This is a genomic window from Rhizobium azibense, from assembly GCF_004342325.1.
Taxonomy (GTDB): Bacteria; Pseudomonadota; Alphaproteobacteria; order Rhizobiales; family Rhizobiaceae; genus Rhizobium; species Rhizobium etli_B.
This window is the reverse complement of record NZ_SMBJ01000011.1, coordinates 198,575-214,492: the sequence shown is the minus strand read 5'-3', so window position 1 is coordinate 214,492 and position 15,918 is coordinate 198,575. Positions and strand designations below refer to the sequence as shown.

The following is a 15,918-nucleotide window of genomic DNA, read 5'->3' as shown; positions in this document are numbered from 1 at the left end:
GAACCGACGCTACCCCACAACCGATGCTTCCCACGAAACGCCCTCAATTGAAACCCAATGCATCCGAAGCCAACAATCCGCCCCCGGCAAGAAAACCTATCCCCCAAAGGCGCAGAGCGCCCGTAACTTCTGGTATGTTCTATGCCGTAACGGCCATCTTCGGGATGAGCCCCTAGGGCAGAGAAACCGGGCGCTCCTTCGTCGAAAGCACCATCGACGCCTCAACTTCATTCACCGCAGGCAGCCCGGCCTTCCTGATGTCTGCGATCAATCTTGCCCGATCCGCGGGCTGGAAGTTGCGCGATTTCAATTCGGCCACGATGTTCAAAATGAAGTCAGGGCGCATTTCGTTGAACCGCCTAGCCTCTCGGCGGGCGTCGTCCATCATGTCCGCGTCCGCGTAGATAACCGCCGCAACTGCATGATACAGCGGGAACTTCTGCAGGTCCGCCTGACTGATCTCTATGAGCGCAGTTCTCTTGTCATGAAGCATATACGCTGCGAAGGCACGCATTCCGTGATAGTAGCCCCCGCCACCGGGATTGAGCTCAAGCGCACGATCAAGTAACGCTGCTCCGCGTTCCCATTGTCCGCTCTGGGCTACACGCGTGCCGAAGTCGCCCAGAAGTTCTGTGTCGTTCGGGTTGGTCTTCAACGCCTGTTCGCCGACCTTGAACGCCTCGGCGACCTTCTGGTTGAAGAACAGCGCGGTCATCAGAGACTGCAGCGCACGGGTGTTGCCCGCGTCCAGTCGAACCGCGCGCCGAGCAGCGCTTAGGCTGCGCTCGACCGGCGTCGGAGTGCCGGATCTTGCGTTGAATCGAAATCGTTCCTCGTCGAGATAAATGATCGACAGCATCGCCCATGCGGTTGAGAAGGACGGATATCGCTCGACGGCACGCTCGAGACAATTGCGCACGTTCGAATGCTGGTCTACCGTCAATTGCGCGCGATAGGCGTAGAAGCCCAGCGTGCAGGTGTAGGCTCCAACATCTCCAGGGGGAGGATTGGCGGCATCCACCTGGGCCATGATTCCATATGGCTGGGCAACTGCGGTCGCAACCTTGCTTGCCACGTCGGATTGAATGCTGAACAGATCGCGGATGTGAGTGTCGTCGTCATAGGTGTCGGACCAGAGAATCCTGTCGGTCCCGGTATCTACCAGGCGTGCTGTCACGCGCACCCGATTGGCTGAAACACGCACGCCGCCTGCGAGCAGGAACCGCGCCCCAAGCTCCCGGCGCACCTGCGAGGCAGGAACGCCCGGCGACAGCGATTTGGATGCCTCCCGCCCGAACACGTGCACCTCCTTGAAGCGAGGAAGGACTGTCAGCAATTCCTCGGTCAGGCCGACGGAGTAAAGTTCCGCTTGTGGCCCGTCGCCAAGATCGGCGAATGGGGCAACGACCAGTGTCGGGCCGCCCGCCGACAGGAGCGCGTTCGACCGGCCTGGAAGCAGGTGAGCGAACAGGGACATAGCGACGATACCAACGCCGAACATTGCGCCAGCCCCGATACCGAACGGCATCAGTTGAGGCAGCCGGAAGCCCAATCTTCGGGGTAAGGGTATCGTGACATCGGGCAGAGCGACGTCATCAACCTTGTCATTCCAGACGAAGGAAGGCGCGTATCCACCCTTGGGAATGTCGATCCTTATGGGATCATTCTGTCCTGCGACAAGGTAGTAGCGCTCCAGCAAACGCCGCAGACGCCCAGCTTCTATCCGAACGACGGGATCGTCCTGTTTGAAACCTTCATTGCGATTGAAGACATCGACCGCGATCGTATAGCCCTTGATGCGTTTTGCACGGCCAGCAAGCGTTTCTTCTGTCACGTAGATCAGGAATGCGGCACTGCGACCAACACGCGGGAATTCGGGGCTGGCGATGATGAGGTCGAGCTGACTACGAATGTCATCCGGAGTCGGAGCCGGGCGTGACAGAGGCGGTGCATACTCGCCCTCAGGTGGCAGCTTGTTATGCACGGCCTGCACCTCACCCGCTCTTGAGGGTCATCTATTGTAAATCATATTCACCTTTGCGAATGCAACCTACTGCAGAAATTGGGCATCGTCCATAAAGATAGTTGAAGAGCTGCCCGAAGTTCTTTGAGTCCTAAAGCAACGTGCTCCGTTCCAAACGAGCGGGACACGTCTTAAGTTGTCGGAACGATTAGAAGACCGCTTAACGCGGACGCGGATTTCCGGTGCCAGCCAGCTTGTCCGGCCAGTGTCGGAACACTGCGCTGGCATTGACTCCTCCGAAGCCAAAGCCGTTGGAGATCGCGTAGTCCATCTTCATGGCCCGAGCCTTGTTTGAGACAAAGTCTATACCGTCGCTGGCCGGATCTGGCGCATTCAAGTTCAGAGTGGGTGGCGCCACCTGATCTCTGAGCGCCATGATCGTAAAGATGGCCTCAAGCCCGCCGGCAGCTCCAAGCAGATGCCCGGTCGCCGACTTCGTTCCACTGACAGCTATGCTGGAAGGAGTACCGAACACCGTCTTGATCGCCTCGATTTCCCCCAGATCGCCGACCGGTGTGGATGTCGCGTGTGCATTGAGGTGGTGGATGTCACGCGGCGAAATCCCGGCTTGGGCAATCGCGATTTCCATGGCCCGGCGCGCACCGTTGCCGTCCTCGGGACCGGAGGTGACGTGATGAGCGTCTGCCGTCGTTCCGTAGCCGACGAGTTCGGCGAGCGGCTTTGCGCCGCGCGCAAGCGCGTGACTTAGGGCCTCGATGACCAGGATACCGGCGCCTTCCCCCATCACGAAGCCGTCACGCAGCATGTCGAAGGGTCGTGAGGCCCGATCAGGTGTTTCGTTGAAGCCGGTCGACAGGGAGCGCGCGGCCGCAAAGCCACCCAGGCTGACGATGTTCATGCAGGCTTCCGTTCCGCCGCACACGGCAATATCGGCTTCATTGGCGCGAATAAGACGCGCCGCATCGCCAATCGCCTGAACGCCTGCCGCACAGGCGGTGACCGGCGCACCGAGCGGACCTTTAAAGCCGTATCGAATCGAAACCTGCCCTGCTGCGAGGTTCACGAGGAAAGACGGCACTGTAAACGGCGAAAGTCGGCGGACACCACGCTGATCAACCGTCCGCACCGCTTCGGTTATGGCGGGGAAGCCACCGATCCCCGAGGCGATGATCGTCGCGGTGCGGGCCCGGTCAACTTCCGATATCGGCTTCCATTCCGCCTGAGCAAGCGCCTCTTTTGCCGCCGCCAATGCGAATAGAATGAACCGATCTACCTTCCGCTGGTCCTTTGGAGCAAGGACCGCATTTTGATCGAAGCCAGCCTCGGGATCTTCTTCTAGGGAGGGAACGACGCCGCCGAGCTTGGCCGGCAGGTCTCCCACCACATCGTCCGGGAGCCTTCGAATGCCCGAACGGCCAGATAATAGCCGAGCCCAGGAAATTGCCACACCGGCGCCAAGGGGGTTAACTGTCCCCATTCCTGTAATTACGATCCGACGCATGTGTTCTCCAGACAAAGCATTCATCCTTGTGTGTGTGCCTAAGCCTTACGGACGTTCGATCGCCATCACTGCTTATTGACACGGTGATCCCGCTCGAGCGGCCAGGTTTTGCATCAAGGGCCTGCGGGGATCTTGAAGGATCCGGCAAGCAAACTGCGGGGCATCTCAGGCTTTTCCCCCCGGTGCCGCCATACGCCTAACCTCATCGGCGGCTGCATTGAGAAAGCCTTGCGACAAACCCTTATCGTTCAAGATGCGAGAGATCGTTACGGCGCCTACCATCAGAGACAGGACGGCCATGGCTTTTTCGTAAGGTTTTGATCCCTTCGACGTCGGCATTAGCTCGTCGAGGACCTGAAGATGGGCTTCAATCCCATCCTGGAACGGAACCCGCACCTCCTCGCTCTGACGCGCCGCGTCGGATCCAAGCGCCACTAAAGGGCAGCCATCGGCCTTTTCTTGCTGATGGCCCTGCGAGAGATAAAACCCGATAATCGCCTCAAGAGGGTCGGAGCTAGAAGCTGCAACAGATGACCATCTGCGGGTCGCGCTTTCCATTGCACGCCTCGATGCTTGCGCCACAAGATCATCTTTGGACTCAAATTGCTTGTAGAAACCGCCCTGAGTGAGGCCGGCACCCTTCATCAGGTCTTTCAATCCGATGCCGTCAAAACCGCGCTCCCGAAAGAGCCGGCTTGCAGCGTTTATCACCGCTTCGCGATTTGCTTCGGCCTGAGCACGACTGACTCTCATATCGACCTCTTTAGATTTCGTTTGACATCTATATAGCATTTAGAGTTATATCATAATCTAATTAAATTCCTGCGCCCGTCAAGAAGGGTAATGAAAATGGACCGCAAGATCGTTCTCGTATCATTGGCCGCTCTGGCGGCGGCCGCCGCAACCGCGTTTGCCGTCGTCGCCGAAACATCGGGAGGTGAAACGGAGGCCTTAGATCCTCGCGTGGCGCCGCCGCTCGTCAGGCTGGCGGAAGCGGAGAGGCCAGGTTCGGCCGAGCGCACCTTCACAGGCACGATCGCGGCCCGGGTAGAGAGCAACCTCGGCTTCCGGGTGCCTGGCAAGATCATTCAGCGCTATGTGGACGTCGGCGAACAGATCAAGGCCGGCCAACCCCTGATGCGCATCGACGAGACCGATCTGCGCCTCGCACTCACAGCAAAACGCAATGCAGTCGTCGCAGCTCGGGCTGTCTTGGTGCAAGCGGAAGCAGACGAAAGGCGTTACACGGCTCTGGTGAAAAACGGATTAGCCGCGACGCCCCAACGTTATGAACAAGCAAAGGCTGCACTCGACACTGCTACCGCCCAACTTGCAGCGGCAGAAGCCGAAGCAAAGGTCGCAGACAACGAGGCAACCTATTCTCTGCTGGTTGCCGATACCGATGGAACTGTCGTCGAGACGCTCGGAGAGCCGGGACAAGTCGTGGCAGCCGGACAAACCGTGATCAGGCTCGCTCAAGCTGGGCCCCGTGAAGCGCTGGTCTTTCTTCCGGAATCCCTTCGGCCACAGATTGGCGAGGTAGCCCGGGCCGAAGTTTACGGAAACGAAAGCTTGCAAGACAAGGCGCGGCTTCGGCAGATTTCTGACGCCGCTGACCCGAAAACCCGGACCTACGAAGCACGCTGGGTCCTGGATGGCGCGGCAGCGTCAGCCCCCCTTGGTGCGACAGTTACGATCAAGATCTCTACTGGCAGTGAGCAAACGCATGCAGCGGTGCCTGTAGGCGCTGTCCTCGATGACGGCAGTCGAACCGGGGTCTGGATCTTCGACGAGAAATCTTCGACCGTCCACTTCAGGCAAGTGAAGATAGAACGAGTGGGCGAGGAAATCGCGGTGGTTTCCAGCCTGAAGGCCGGCGAGTCGGTCGTGGCTCTTGGAGCCCATTTGCTGCAGGACGGAGCGAGCGTGCGAACCAAAGTGGCACAATCAGAGGCGGCAGAACAATGAACTTTAACTTATCCGCGCTCGCAGTCCGCGAGCGAGCCGTCACTCTGTTCTTCATCATCCTGCTGGCTGCTGCCGGCGCCTATGCATTCGTCAAGCTGGGGCGCGCGGAAGATCCTTCATTCACCATCAAGACCCTGACGGTGACAGCCGCATGGCCAGGCGCGACAGCGCGCGAAATGCAGGATCTCGTCGCTGAGCCGCTCGAGAAACGCATTCAGGAACTCACCTGGTATGATCGCGTCGAGACGACAACCCGGCCCGGATACGCCTTTTTGACCGTCACCTTGAAGGACAGTACGCCCCCCAACGGAGTAGAGGAAGAGTTCTATCAGGCCCGAAAGAAGCTTGGAGACGAGGCCCGGAATCTGCCCCAGGGCGTCATCGGCCCCTTTGTCAACGACGAGTATTCCGACGTCAGCTTCGCTCTCTACGCTCTGAAAGCCAAGGGCATGCCGATGCGCGAGCTTGTGCGGCAGGCCGAGTTGATCCGCCAGGATCTTCTGCACGTGCCAGGCGTCAAGAAGATCAATATCCTGGGCGAGCTTCCAGAGCAGATCTTCGTCGAGTTCTCCTATGCCAAGCTGGCCACACTCGGCATATCGGCGCAGGACATTGCCGCGGCCCTGCAACGACAGAACACCGTGACGCCAGCAGGCTCGATCGATACGCGCGGACCTCAGGTATTCATCCGCTTCGACGGTGCCTATGACAGCATCCAGGCGATCGCCGACACGCCGATCGTTGCTGGTGGACGCACGTTGAAGCTCTCCGACGTTGCCGATGTGCGGCGCGGTTACCAAGATCCAGCCACCTACATCATCCGCCATGAGGGCGAGCCCGCCATTATGCTCGGTGCGGTGATGCAGCAGGGCTGGAACGGGCTGGAGCTCGGCAAGGCGCTCGAGAAGAGATCTGGCGAGATCGCCCAGAATCTTGCGCTCGGCATGACGCTTGCAAAGGTCAGCGACCAGGCCGTCAACATCGACGCTGCGGTCGGCGAGTTCATGATGAAGTTCGCCATGGCGCTCGCGGTGGTGTTGCTGGTGAGCCTCGTCAGCCTCGGTTGGCGCGTCGGGATCGTCGTGGCTCTGGCCGTTCCGCTCACTCTTGCCGTCGTCTTCCTCATCATGCTGGAAACCGGGAGGTTTTTTGACCGGATCACCCTCGGCGCATTGATCCTGGCGCTGGGTCTTCTCGTTGACGACGCCATCATCGCCATCGAAGTGATGGTGGTGAAGATGGAAGAGGGCATGGATCGCATCAAGGCGGCCGCCTATGCCTGGAGCCATACGGCAGCGCCCATGCTTTCCGGCACACTCGTGACGATCATCGGGCTGATGCCAGTGGGCTTTGCCAGATCAACCGCCGGCGAGTACGCTGGCAATATCTTCTGGGTCGTGGGCTTTGCGCTGATCGTCTCCTGGATTGTTGCGGTAATCTTCACCCCTTACCTCGGCGTCAAGATGCTGCCGGCGATCAAGCCTGTCGAGGGCGGCCATCACGCCATCTACGATACGCCCAATTACCGGCGTCTCAGGGCCGTCATCAGATTTGCCGTGCATCACAAGTTCATGACATGCGCTGTCGTCGCCATAGCCATGGCTCTTTCTGTTGTCGGTATGGGAGGAGTGAAGCAGCAATTCTTTCCGACATCGGATCGGCCCGAAGTGCTCGTTGAAGTCCGCATGCCTGAAGGCACCAGCATTGGGACGACGACTGCCGCGGTCAAGAAGCTCGAAAATTGGCTCCAGGAACAACCGGAAGCAAACATTGTCACCAGCTATGTCGGGCAGGGCGCTCCTCGGTTCTTTTTTGCCATGGCACCGGAATTGCCGAACCCCGCTTTCGCAAAGATAGTGGTGCTTACCCCCGATTCTCAGGCGCGTGAGGCCTTGAAGCTTCGGCTCCGCGCGGCAATCTCAGATGGCCTCGCCCCTGAAGCCTACGTTCGCGTCACGCAGCTCGTATTCGGTCCTTACACGCCGTTTCCGGTCGAGTTCCGGATCATGGGACCTGATCGGGAACAACTCTACAAGATCTCCGAACAAGCTCTCGACATCATGAAAAGCGTACCGGACGTTCGCCAGGCAAACCGCGACTGGGGCAATCGCACGCCTGTGCTGCGTTTTGTGCCTGACCAGGATCGGCTTAACCTGATCGGTCTTTCGCCGACGGAGGCAGCCCAGCAGATGCAATTGCTGCTGACCGGAATTCCGATCACGCAGGTTCGCGAGAACATCCGCAACGTGCCTGTCGTCGCCCGCAGTGCTGGCGACAACCGCCTCGATCCATCGGCATTGGCAGACTTTTCGCTGATGAGCCGGGATGGCCGACAGGTTCCGCTCGATCAGATAGGCCACTCCGAAATCCGCTTTGAAGAGCCGATACTGAAGCGTCGCGATCGAACGCCCGTTATCACCATCCGTTCGGACATCAACGAGGCGACACAGCCCCCGGAGGTCTCGCAGCAGGTGCTGAAGGCGCTTCAGCCGCTGATTGCCTCGCTACCGGTGGGCTATCGTATCGAGATGGGCGGAAACATCGAGGAATCACTGAAGGCGAACGTCGCTCTCGTTCAAATCTTCCCGGCGATGATTGCCGCCATGCTGATCGTTGTCATCCTGCAGGTTCGTAGCCTGTCTACGATGACCATGGTGATGCTGACCGGCCCGCTTGGCCTGGCCGGCGTGGTTCCGGTTCTGCTCCTCTTCAACCAGCCATTCGGCTTCAATGCCATTCTCGGCTTGATAGGACTGGCTGGAATTCTGATGCGCAATACCCTGATCTTGACTGAGCAGATCAAGGAGAACCAGGCAGCCGGTCTCGACGACTATCACGCCGTCATCGAGGCGACCGTACAGCGCACACGTCCGGTAATCCTGACCGCGCTTGCCGCCGTCCTTGCCTTCATTCCGCTTACACACTCGGTGTTTTGGGGATCCATGGCATATACCCTGATCGGTGGCACGGCGGTCGGCACCGTGATGATCCTGCTCTTCCTTCCCGCTCTCTATGCCACCTGGTTCCGGATAAAGCCGACCGAGCATCAGACGCACAAGAATGCCCAGGAGGAAGAACCGGAGCAGCCAACGGCCATGGCTGCGGAGTAATCTTCTTGCTCGAACAGCGTAATGCGCTGTGTTGCCAAGTGGATGAGCGGACAATGGATGTGGCGGAGAATATTTCCGCCACATCGCCACCGGAACAACCGTGACCGATATATTGCCTCCGGTCTTTGCATGAGCCGGGCGAATGTGATCCATGAAGAACCGCGTCAAGGGTCTTCGCATCAATTGATTTGCGTGCGTTTCTGCTCTCGCCCAGAAAATTCGGGCGAAAGTCCGAGCCATGCGATGATCCGCCTCAAGTCGTGAATCCAGTTCGCCCGAGATGGAAGACAGCGACGATCGCGATCGGACCGATATCGTCCACAATGGCTGCGGCAGTCAGCAACTCTCTCAGCTCGACCGAAGCCCGGCGGAACGTGCTACTCTTAAACATGTCAACAGATGAGCTCACCCGGGTCGAATATGCCGGACCATCCGCCGGTAGCGCTCGCTTCACGCGACGTGAAGCCTTGGCGCTTGGTCTTTGCATGTGCTGTCTGCCGGCACGTGGATCTGCTAGCGAATGCTTTTCGTTGAAGGACGTCGGGAACGGCCTCTTCATTCGCGAGGCGCCGCACGAGGAAGCCACTCGTGAAAACAACGGAGGCATTGCAAACATAGGCTTCATCATCGGACGCGACGGCGTGCTCGTGATCGATCCGGGAGGCAGTCTGGCAGACGGGCAATGGCTTCGCTCGCAAATCAGGAAATGCACCGACAAGCCGATCCGGTATGTCGTGATGTCCCACGTCCATCCCGATCATTGCTTTGGCGCTGCGGCCTTTGCGGAAGAACAGCCGGAATTTATCGGCCATCACGCTCTGAGCCGTGCTCTCGATGCGCGGGGAAGTTTTTATCACGAGCGTCTCGTCGACATTCTCGGATCCAGGAGCGTAGGCGCCATTGTTTATCCCACCCGCGAGATTGAAGATGTGGCCGAAGTTGATCTCGGCGACCGCATTGTCCGCATTACTGCGCATGATACCGCCCACACCGATTGCGACCTGTCGATGTTCGATACATCCACGGGAACCCTGTTTCCTGCCGACCTGCTCTTCGTCGGTCGCGTTCCCTCGCTGGATGGTAGCCTGCCCGGATGGTTGAATGAAGCCAAGCGGCTCGACGGCATTGGTGCTTCTCGCGCAGTTCCGGGTCATGGACCGGCAATGGTCGATTTTCGACCGGCCATGGCAAAACAGGTGCGCTATCTTACGGTTCTGCGCGATGAAACGCGCAAGGCGATAGCGCAGGGCCTTGGGATAGAAAAGGCCAGTCGAGTGGTCGCGGCGGGAGAAGGCGAAGGCTGGGCGCTGTTTGAGGACTATAACGGCCGAAACGTCATTCAAGCTTACAAGGAGCTTGAATGGGAGTAATGTAGAGGGGTGAAAGAAGGAGGAGACCCATGATGGAGATAGTGCGACCGATCTTTGCGGCGGCTCTGCTCACGGCGATCTGCGCCGGGTCGGTTCCTGCAGCAGAACCCTCCCAGGCGGATGCCCAGCGGGAGCAGCGCTGGCAACTGATTGCCGATTACCTCTTCGACGACCGCGAAGTCGTCCCGACCGATTCATTGATCAAGATTGATGCGCCGAAGCGCGCGCAGGATGCTGCGCTCGTGCCGATCACTTTGACAATGCCCCAGAAGGACAAGATCAAATCGGTTTATCTTGTCATCGATGACAATCCTGCGCCGCTGGCCGCTCATGTCACCTTCGGGCCGGCCGCGGACTCTGGAACCTTGCAGCTGCGTGTGCGGGTCGACACCTATACGAACGTTCACGCCGTTGCCGAGACGAAGGACGGGAAGCTGTTTTCGACTGCCGCCTTTGTGAAGGCATCGGGCGGCTGCTCTGCGCCTTCCGGCCCCAGCGACGCGGAAGCGATGAAGGGTATGGGGGAAATGAGGATCAAATTCGCCGAGAGCATCCAGCAGGGAAAACCTGCAGAGGCAACGCTAATGATCCGTCACCCGAACTTCAGCGGAATGCAGATGAACCAGCTTACTCGGCTTTACACGCCGGCGCGTTACCTCGAGAAGATGACCGTCTCCTACGGCGACCAGACCGTGCTGGACATTGTGGGCGATATTTCCCTGTCTACAAATCCCGTCATCGGCTTCAATTTTGTTCCGCAGGGCAATGGGCCGATCAAGGTGGTCGCTTCCGATACCAAGGGTGCGCGTTGGGAACAGAGTTTCAAGGTGCCGCCGGCCACGAATTGAGGGGTGCGGGCATGTCGGGACTGATTGTAACATTGCTGAGGGTTGCCTCCTCACTGGCGATTGCGTCGTTTGTAACCGCCGCCAGCACGCAATGGTCCTGGGCCGAAGTGCCGGAGCCGAGCGGCTTGTGGACTGGCCCGATGCGCGGGCAGACGCCGACGACGCTGACAGGTGCCACCGTCATTGATCTGGCAGGACTTGAGGCGCTCATGCCAAAAGATCCGGTGCTTCTTGACGTTGGCCCCGCCGATCAGAAGCCGGAGGACTTTCCCAAGGATCGACTTTGGCTGCCGACACATCGCTCCATACCGGGCGCGGTGTGGATGCCGGGTGCCGGAGCAGCGGCTTTTGAGGCAACGAAAGAGGAAGCTTTTTTTCGTCGCGTAAATGAACTGACACAAGGGGACAGTTCAAAGCCCATCGTTACCTTCTGCCGTCCCGAGTGCTGGGGTAGTTGGAACGCTGGCAAACGGCTGGTGATGAAGGGCTTTACCGGCGTTTATTGGTTCCCTGGCGGCATCAGCAGCTGGCAGGAGGCCCACGACACGGTCGAAGTGAAACCAGAAAAAGATTGGCAACCTCCACCGGCGAAATAGTTACAGGGCAGCTTCGATCCTTCGCCGAGCTGGAATCGCAAGGGCGGCAACCGTGGGGACGAGTTGCCGCTTTCTTCGGATTGTGGCCGAACCGCTACTTCCTCATGGGCTGCCGCAACCTGGGCTCACAGACAAGGAGAAAATTGGCTGGTCGGCGTCGCGCCGCCTAATCGACTTGCGCGCAAATTGCAGGGTCGGTTCGCACTCGCCGAGCGGCTCATGGGTCAGTCGAAGCGCATCCGATGATCGCCGCCTTGCGGAATATTCGACTTCTTCCATATAGGGTCGCCTGGTCTAGGCTGCCGTCGGATCAAGCACGGCCATGTCAATTTCCGTGAGTTCCACGCGGCGCTCGAAGGAAAAGCCGGCCTCGTCGAAGAGGTGGCAATCGGTGGCGTTGATCCCCGTGACCACAGGCCTATCGGGACGAATCCCGACACTGCCGGGAAGCATCGCGCAGAAGTTCTCGCCCTCGCCGTTAAGCGCTGCATAGGCGACCGTATGGGCGCCAAGCCGTTCGATGACCGTCGGCGTAACGGTCAGCGAGATATCGCCGGAACCAAGCTGCACATGCTCCGGCCGGATGCCGAGCGTAAGCGTCTTGCCGATCATGCCTTCGCGCGGAGCAACCGGCAAAGTAGCGGTCTGCCCGCCATGGTCCACTTCCACGCCGGCCTCGCTGACGCTTTTGCAGGTAACCGGCAGGAAGTTCATTTTGGGATTGCCGATGAAACCGGCAACAAAGAGGTTGGCCGGCTTGTGATAAAGCTCCAATGGCGCACCGGTCTGCGAGATATCGCCGGCATCCAGCACGACGATGCGGTCGGCCATGGTCATGGCTTCCACCTGGTCGTGCGTCACATAAATCATGGTGGCCTTCAACTGGCGATGCAGTTTTGCAAGCTCGATGCGCATGTCGGCCCGCAGTGCGGCATCGAGGTTCGACAGTGGTTCGTCGAAGAGGAATATCTTCGGCTCGCGAACGATGGCGCGGCCGATTGCGACACGCTGGCGCTGGCCGCCGGACAGCATTCCGGGCTTCTGCTGCAAGCGCTGGTCGAGGTGGAGAATGCGTGCCGCATTCTCGACCTTTGCCTTGAGTTTTGACTCCTCCATCTTCTCGACGCGAAGCGGAAAGGCGATGTTCTCGAAAACGGTCATGTGCGGATAAAGCGCGTAGGACTGGAACACCATGGCAATGCCACGCTTGACCGGCGGCAGGTCGTTGACCCGGATTCCGTCGATGACGATATCGCCGGCAGTTGTCGCATCGAGGCCGGCGATCATGCGCAGGAGGGTGGATTTGCCGCAGCCTGAGGGACCGACGAAGACAACGAACTCGCCGTTCTTCACATCGAGCTGCACGCCCTTCAGAACTTCGTAGTCGCCGTAGAATTTCTGCACATTATTGAGAAAAAGCTGTCCCAAAACCTGTCTCCGGTCGCTGCTGTAGCAGCACTTGCACAATCAGGAAGGATCGCGGGTTGTTGCTCCCCGCGATCCCCACGAAGGCTACTTGAACGCCTCGATTTCGCCGGCAGCCTTCTTGAGTGCATCGGCCGGTTGAGCCTGACCGGTCACGACGGACTGCACCATCGCAATCATCGAATTCTGGAAGCCCTTGTAGTCGGTGAAAAGGGGTTCTGGACCACCGTAGCTGATGCCGTCGATCAACGGCTTCCAGTAAGGCTTTTCAGTCACCAGCTTGTCGATGTTCGGCGACGGACGAAGCGGCGTCAGACCGGATTCGCCGTTGAGCTCATATTCCTCCTGGGGACCGGGAGAGGTGATGAACTTGGCGAATTCGATAGCCTTGTCCTCGACGCCCGAACCCTTGAAGATCGCAAGACTGTCGGTGATGAGCAGAGTGCCTGGTCCCTTGGCCTGCGGTCCAAGCGGCAGGGTCGTGATGCCCCAGTCGATCTTGGTATCCTTCAGGCGATAGGCAGCACCGGAACCTGCCTGGATCATCGCGACCTTGCCGTCGAGGAAGATGGCGCGCACTTCGTTCTGCTCGTAGGCCGTCGGGCCTTCTTCGGAATAGGGCACGATGCTCTTATAGGCCTCCAGCGCTTTCAGCACTTCGGGGCTGTCGAGGGTAATTTTGCCTTCCGCGTCCGTCACCGTACCGTTGTTGGTGTAAACCCAGTGCATGAACTGATGCATTGTGTTGTCGAAGGTCTTGGCCGAAAGGCCGAAGCCGGGGATTCCGGTTTTCTCCTTGATGATCTTGGCATATTCGATTTCCTCGTCCCAGGTCTTCGGCGGCTTCTCGGGATCAAGGCCGGCCTGCTTGAAGAGATCCTTGTTCCAGTAAAGCGCCTTTGTCGAGAAAGCGATCGGAACGCCCCATTGCGTGCCGTCGAAGGTGACGGTGTCGACGATGTGCGGATAGTAGGCCTTCTTTTCTTCGTCCGTCATCGGGACCTCGACGATCAGATCGTTCTGGGCAAACTCCTTGAGCGTACGCGAACCGACATAGGCCATTGCGACTGGCGTGCCAGCTGCAGCAAGCGTCGTTGCCTTGTCCTGGCACTGGGCCCAGCCAACGACTTCCGGCGCGATCTTCCAGCCGGTGTTCTTTTCTTCCCACTGCTTGATGTACTTCGCGTGGATATCATCGAGCTTGTCGCCGCAATAAATCCAGCTGATCTCCTGGTCGGCGGCTTGGGCCGTGACAGCGGTCAACGCCGTCGAACCGAGCAGGGCGAGTGCCATGAGGCCTGTTCTGATGGTAATACTCACGTTGTGACTCCCATTCTTGTGTTAGCTGTTCACTCGTTTTCTTGATCTTATTGTTTCACCGCACCGGCGGTCAGCCCGCCGACGAGGTAGCGTTGCAGGAAGAAGATGACGACCATCGCCGGCAGGATGCCGACGAAGGAAGCCGCCATCAGTTCGTTCCAGATGACCTCCTGCTTACCGAAATAAGCAAAGAGCCCCACCGGCAAAGGCATGTATTCGGTCTTCGAGTTGAAGGTCAGCGCGAAGATGAATTGCTGCGCATAGGCGCCGATGAAAGTGGTGATCGCGACCACGATGATGCCGGGCATGGCGATCGGCAGGATCACGCGGCGAAGCGTGTAGAAATGGCTGGCGCCATCCATATACGCGGCTTCGTTCAATTCCTGGGGAATGCGGATCATATAGGTCCTGAGAAGCCAGATCGCCGATGGGATGAGGAAGGCCACGCCCGGCACGATCATGGCGAGATAGGTATTGAGGACGCCCATGCTGCGCATCAGCCGGAAGAGAGGGATCAAGAGTACGGCGCCGGAGAACATGTTGACCGTCAGGAAGGCGCCGAGAAGGATGCCCATGCCCCTGAACTCGAACCGCGCAAAGGCATAGGACGCCGGGATGACGAGACACAGGACGACTATCGTGACGATGATCGATATGAAGAACGAATTGAAAATATAGCGCCCGAAACCTGGAACGCTGACCCACATCGTTCGGTAGGCCTCGAAGGAGCCGTTCTCCGGCCAGAACCGGTAAGGCGAGGAAAAAAGCTGGCTCAACGGTTTCAGCGAAACCAGAAAGCCTTCGACGAAGGGCGAAAGAACGAAGGCCAGAAACAGCGCAATGCCGCAATAGATCAGCACGATTTCCCACCAGCGGTAGCGATCGATCATAGCGGGGCTGCTCATGCGCGCTTCTCCGGGTTGAGACGGCGGGTGACACGGAAATAGGCAAAGCAGAAGAGCGACAGGAAGATGCAGATCAGCACCGCACGTGCAGCGCCTTCACCGTATTTCTTGGAGCCGATGGCCGTCTGATAGGTATCGATGATCATTGTCGTCGTTTGACCGCTCGGGCCGCCCTGGGTCAGAATCCAGATGATATCGAAGGAATTGAACGTGGCGATTAAAGACAGCATCGACATGGTAATGATCGCCGGGACCATCAGCGGCAGCGTGATGCGGCGGAAACGATAAAATCGGCCGGCGCCATCGGTCCAGGCCGCCTCGTAGAGATCCTTCGGAATGGACTGGATCGCGGCCAGAAAATAGATGGTGACCAGAGGAACGCCGATCCAGACGTCGGTGATGATCGTTGCCCAGAAGGCAGTGCTGCCGTAAGCCAAAAATGCCACCGGTCCGTCGGTCAGGCCGAAACGCTGCAGAAGGCCGGAGATCATCCCGAACTGTCCGTTGTACATCCACCCCCACATGAAGATGCCGATCGCCATCGGCACGATCCATGGCGGCATGGTGAGCAGGCGGAACAGCGAACGCCCGGGGACGGCAGCGTTGAGCATGGTCGCGCCGAAGGTACCGATGATCATCTTGATCGAGACCGAAAAGAACGTCCATATGAAGGTGCGCAGGATGACTTCCGCAAATGTGGCGTTGAAGATCTTCTCGTAGTTGACCCAGCCGACCCAGTTCGTGGTCTTCCTGAGCGATGCGTCGGTGAAAGAAAGAATGAACGTATCGACGAGCGGATAGGCGACGATCGCCATGACGTAAAGGACAGCTGGAAGGAGAAGGATCCAGGCGAAGATGACGGTGCTTTTTTGAACACTCATCCTGCCACCC

At 58.7% G+C, this 15,918-nt stretch carries 12 protein-coding genes; 5 read left to right on the top strand and 7 right to left on the bottom strand.

What is annotated here, in order from left to right:
• Positions 1-172 precede the first annotated feature (172 nt).
• The 3 genes from EV130_RS25855 to EV130_RS25845 form a co-directional block, all read right to left on the bottom strand.
• Positions 173-1,984 carry an adenylate cyclase gene (locus EV130_RS25855; RefSeq protein WP_132662088.1) on the bottom strand — a complete coding sequence of 604 codons (1,812 nt, stop codon included), beginning with the start codon at positions 1,982-1,984 and terminating at the stop codon, positions 173-175.
• A gap of 199 nt (positions 1,985-2,183) precedes the next feature.
• Positions 2,184-3,485, bottom strand: a complete 1,302-nt coding sequence (gene fabF / locus EV130_RS25850) for a beta-ketoacyl-ACP synthase II (RefSeq protein WP_132553582.1) — start codon at positions 3,483-3,485, stop codon at positions 2,184-2,186.
• 165 nt (positions 3,486-3,650) lie between these two features.
• Positions 3,651-4,238 carry a TetR/AcrR family transcriptional regulator gene (locus EV130_RS25845; RefSeq protein ID WP_132662086.1) on the bottom strand — a complete coding sequence of 196 codons (588 nt, stop codon included), beginning with the start codon at positions 4,236-4,238 and terminating at the stop codon, positions 3,651-3,653.
• A 96-nt stretch (positions 4,239-4,334) separates the two neighbouring features.
• On the opposite strand from EV130_RS25845, the gene EV130_RS25840 reads away from it, so the two are divergent.
• From EV130_RS25840 to EV130_RS25820, 5 genes are all read left to right on the top strand, one after another.
• Positions 4,335-5,453, top strand: a complete 1,119-nt coding sequence (locus tag EV130_RS25840; protein ID WP_132662084.1) for an efflux RND transporter periplasmic adaptor subunit — start codon at positions 4,335-4,337, stop codon at positions 5,451-5,453.
• On the top strand, positions 5,450-8,563 hold the full coding sequence (locus EV130_RS25835; protein ID WP_132662082.1) for an efflux RND transporter permease subunit: 3,114 nt from the start codon (positions 5,450-5,452) through the stop codon (positions 8,561-8,563). The genes EV130_RS25840 and EV130_RS25835 overlap by 4 nt, the downstream gene beginning before the upstream one ends.
• Positions 8,564-8,952: 389 nt before the next feature.
• Positions 8,953-9,933, top strand: a complete 981-nt coding sequence (locus tag EV130_RS25830) for a quinoprotein relay system zinc metallohydrolase 2 (RefSeq protein WP_132553574.1) — start codon at positions 8,953-8,955, stop codon at positions 9,931-9,933.
• 29 nt (positions 9,934-9,962) lie between these two features.
• Positions 9,963-10,781, top strand: coding sequence for a quinoprotein dehydrogenase-associated SoxYZ-like carrier (locus tag EV130_RS25825; RefSeq protein WP_074062249.1), 819 nt, complete (start codon positions 9,963-9,965; stop codon positions 10,779-10,781).
• Between the two features lie 11 nt (positions 10,782-10,792).
• The gene (locus tag EV130_RS25820) at positions 10,793-11,377 is read left to right on the top strand and encodes a rhodanese-like domain-containing protein (protein WP_074062248.1); all 585 of its coding nucleotides are present in this window, start codon (positions 10,793-10,795) and stop codon (positions 11,375-11,377) included.
• 294 nt (positions 11,378-11,671) lie between these two features.
• Here EV130_RS25820 and EV130_RS25815 read toward each other — a convergent pair whose 3' ends face one another.
• The 4 genes from EV130_RS25815 to EV130_RS25800 form a co-directional block, all read right to left on the bottom strand.
• The gene (locus tag EV130_RS25815; protein WP_074062247.1) at positions 11,672-12,805 is read right to left on the bottom strand and encodes an ABC transporter ATP-binding protein; all 1,134 of its coding nucleotides are present in this window, start codon (positions 12,803-12,805) and stop codon (positions 11,672-11,674) included.
• 84 nt (positions 12,806-12,889) lie between these two features.
• Complete coding sequence (locus tag EV130_RS25810) at positions 12,890-14,095, bottom strand: ABC transporter substrate-binding protein (RefSeq protein ID WP_074062246.1); 1,206 nt, start codon at positions 14,093-14,095, stop codon at positions 12,890-12,892.
• A 74-nt stretch (positions 14,096-14,169) separates the two neighbouring features.
• Entirely contained in the window at positions 14,170-15,027 is an 858-nt protein-coding gene (locus tag EV130_RS25805; protein ID WP_074062245.1) for a carbohydrate ABC transporter permease, read from the bottom strand.
• Positions 15,024-15,908, bottom strand: a complete 885-nt coding sequence (locus EV130_RS25800; RefSeq protein WP_074062244.1) for a carbohydrate ABC transporter permease — start codon at positions 15,906-15,908, stop codon at positions 15,024-15,026. The genes EV130_RS25805 and EV130_RS25800 overlap by 4 nt, the downstream gene beginning before the upstream one ends.
• Positions 15,909-15,918: the final 10 nt, after the last annotated feature.

Excerpts from the sequence above, each read along its gene's own strand:
- fabF (WP_132553582.1), bottom strand. The coding sequence starts at position 3,485 with ATGCGTCGGATCGTAATTACAGGAATGGGGACAGTTAACCCCCTTGGC.
- EV130_RS25845 (WP_132662086.1), bottom strand. The coding sequence starts at position 4,238 with ATGAGAGTCAGTCGTGCTCAGGCCGAAGCAAATCGCGAAGCGGTGATA.
- EV130_RS25840 (WP_132662084.1), top strand. The coding sequence starts at position 4,335 with ATGGACCGCAAGATCGTTCTCGTATCATTGGCCGCTCTGGCGGCGGCC.
- EV130_RS25835 (WP_132662082.1), top strand. The coding sequence starts at position 5,450 with ATGAACTTTAACTTATCCGCGCTCGCAGTCCGCGAGCGAGCCGTCACT.
- EV130_RS25830 (WP_132553574.1), top strand. The coding sequence starts at position 8,953 with ATGTCAACAGATGAGCTCACCCGGGTCGAATATGCCGGACCATCCGCC.
- EV130_RS25825 (WP_074062249.1), top strand. The coding sequence starts at position 9,963 with ATGATGGAGATAGTGCGACCGATCTTTGCGGCGGCTCTGCTCACGGCG.
- EV130_RS25820 (WP_074062248.1), top strand. The coding sequence starts at position 10,793 with ATGTCGGGACTGATTGTAACATTGCTGAGGGTTGCCTCCTCACTGGCG.
- EV130_RS25810 (WP_074062246.1), bottom strand. The coding sequence starts at position 14,095 with ATGGCACTCGCCCTGCTCGGTTCGACGGCGTTGACCGCTGTCACGGCC.
- EV130_RS25805 (WP_074062245.1), bottom strand. The coding sequence starts at position 15,027 with ATGAGCAGCCCCGCTATGATCGATCGCTACCGCTGGTGGGAAATCGTG.
- EV130_RS25800 (WP_074062244.1), bottom strand. The coding sequence starts at position 15,908 with ATGAGTGTTCAAAAAAGCACCGTCATCTTCGCCTGGATCCTTCTCCTT.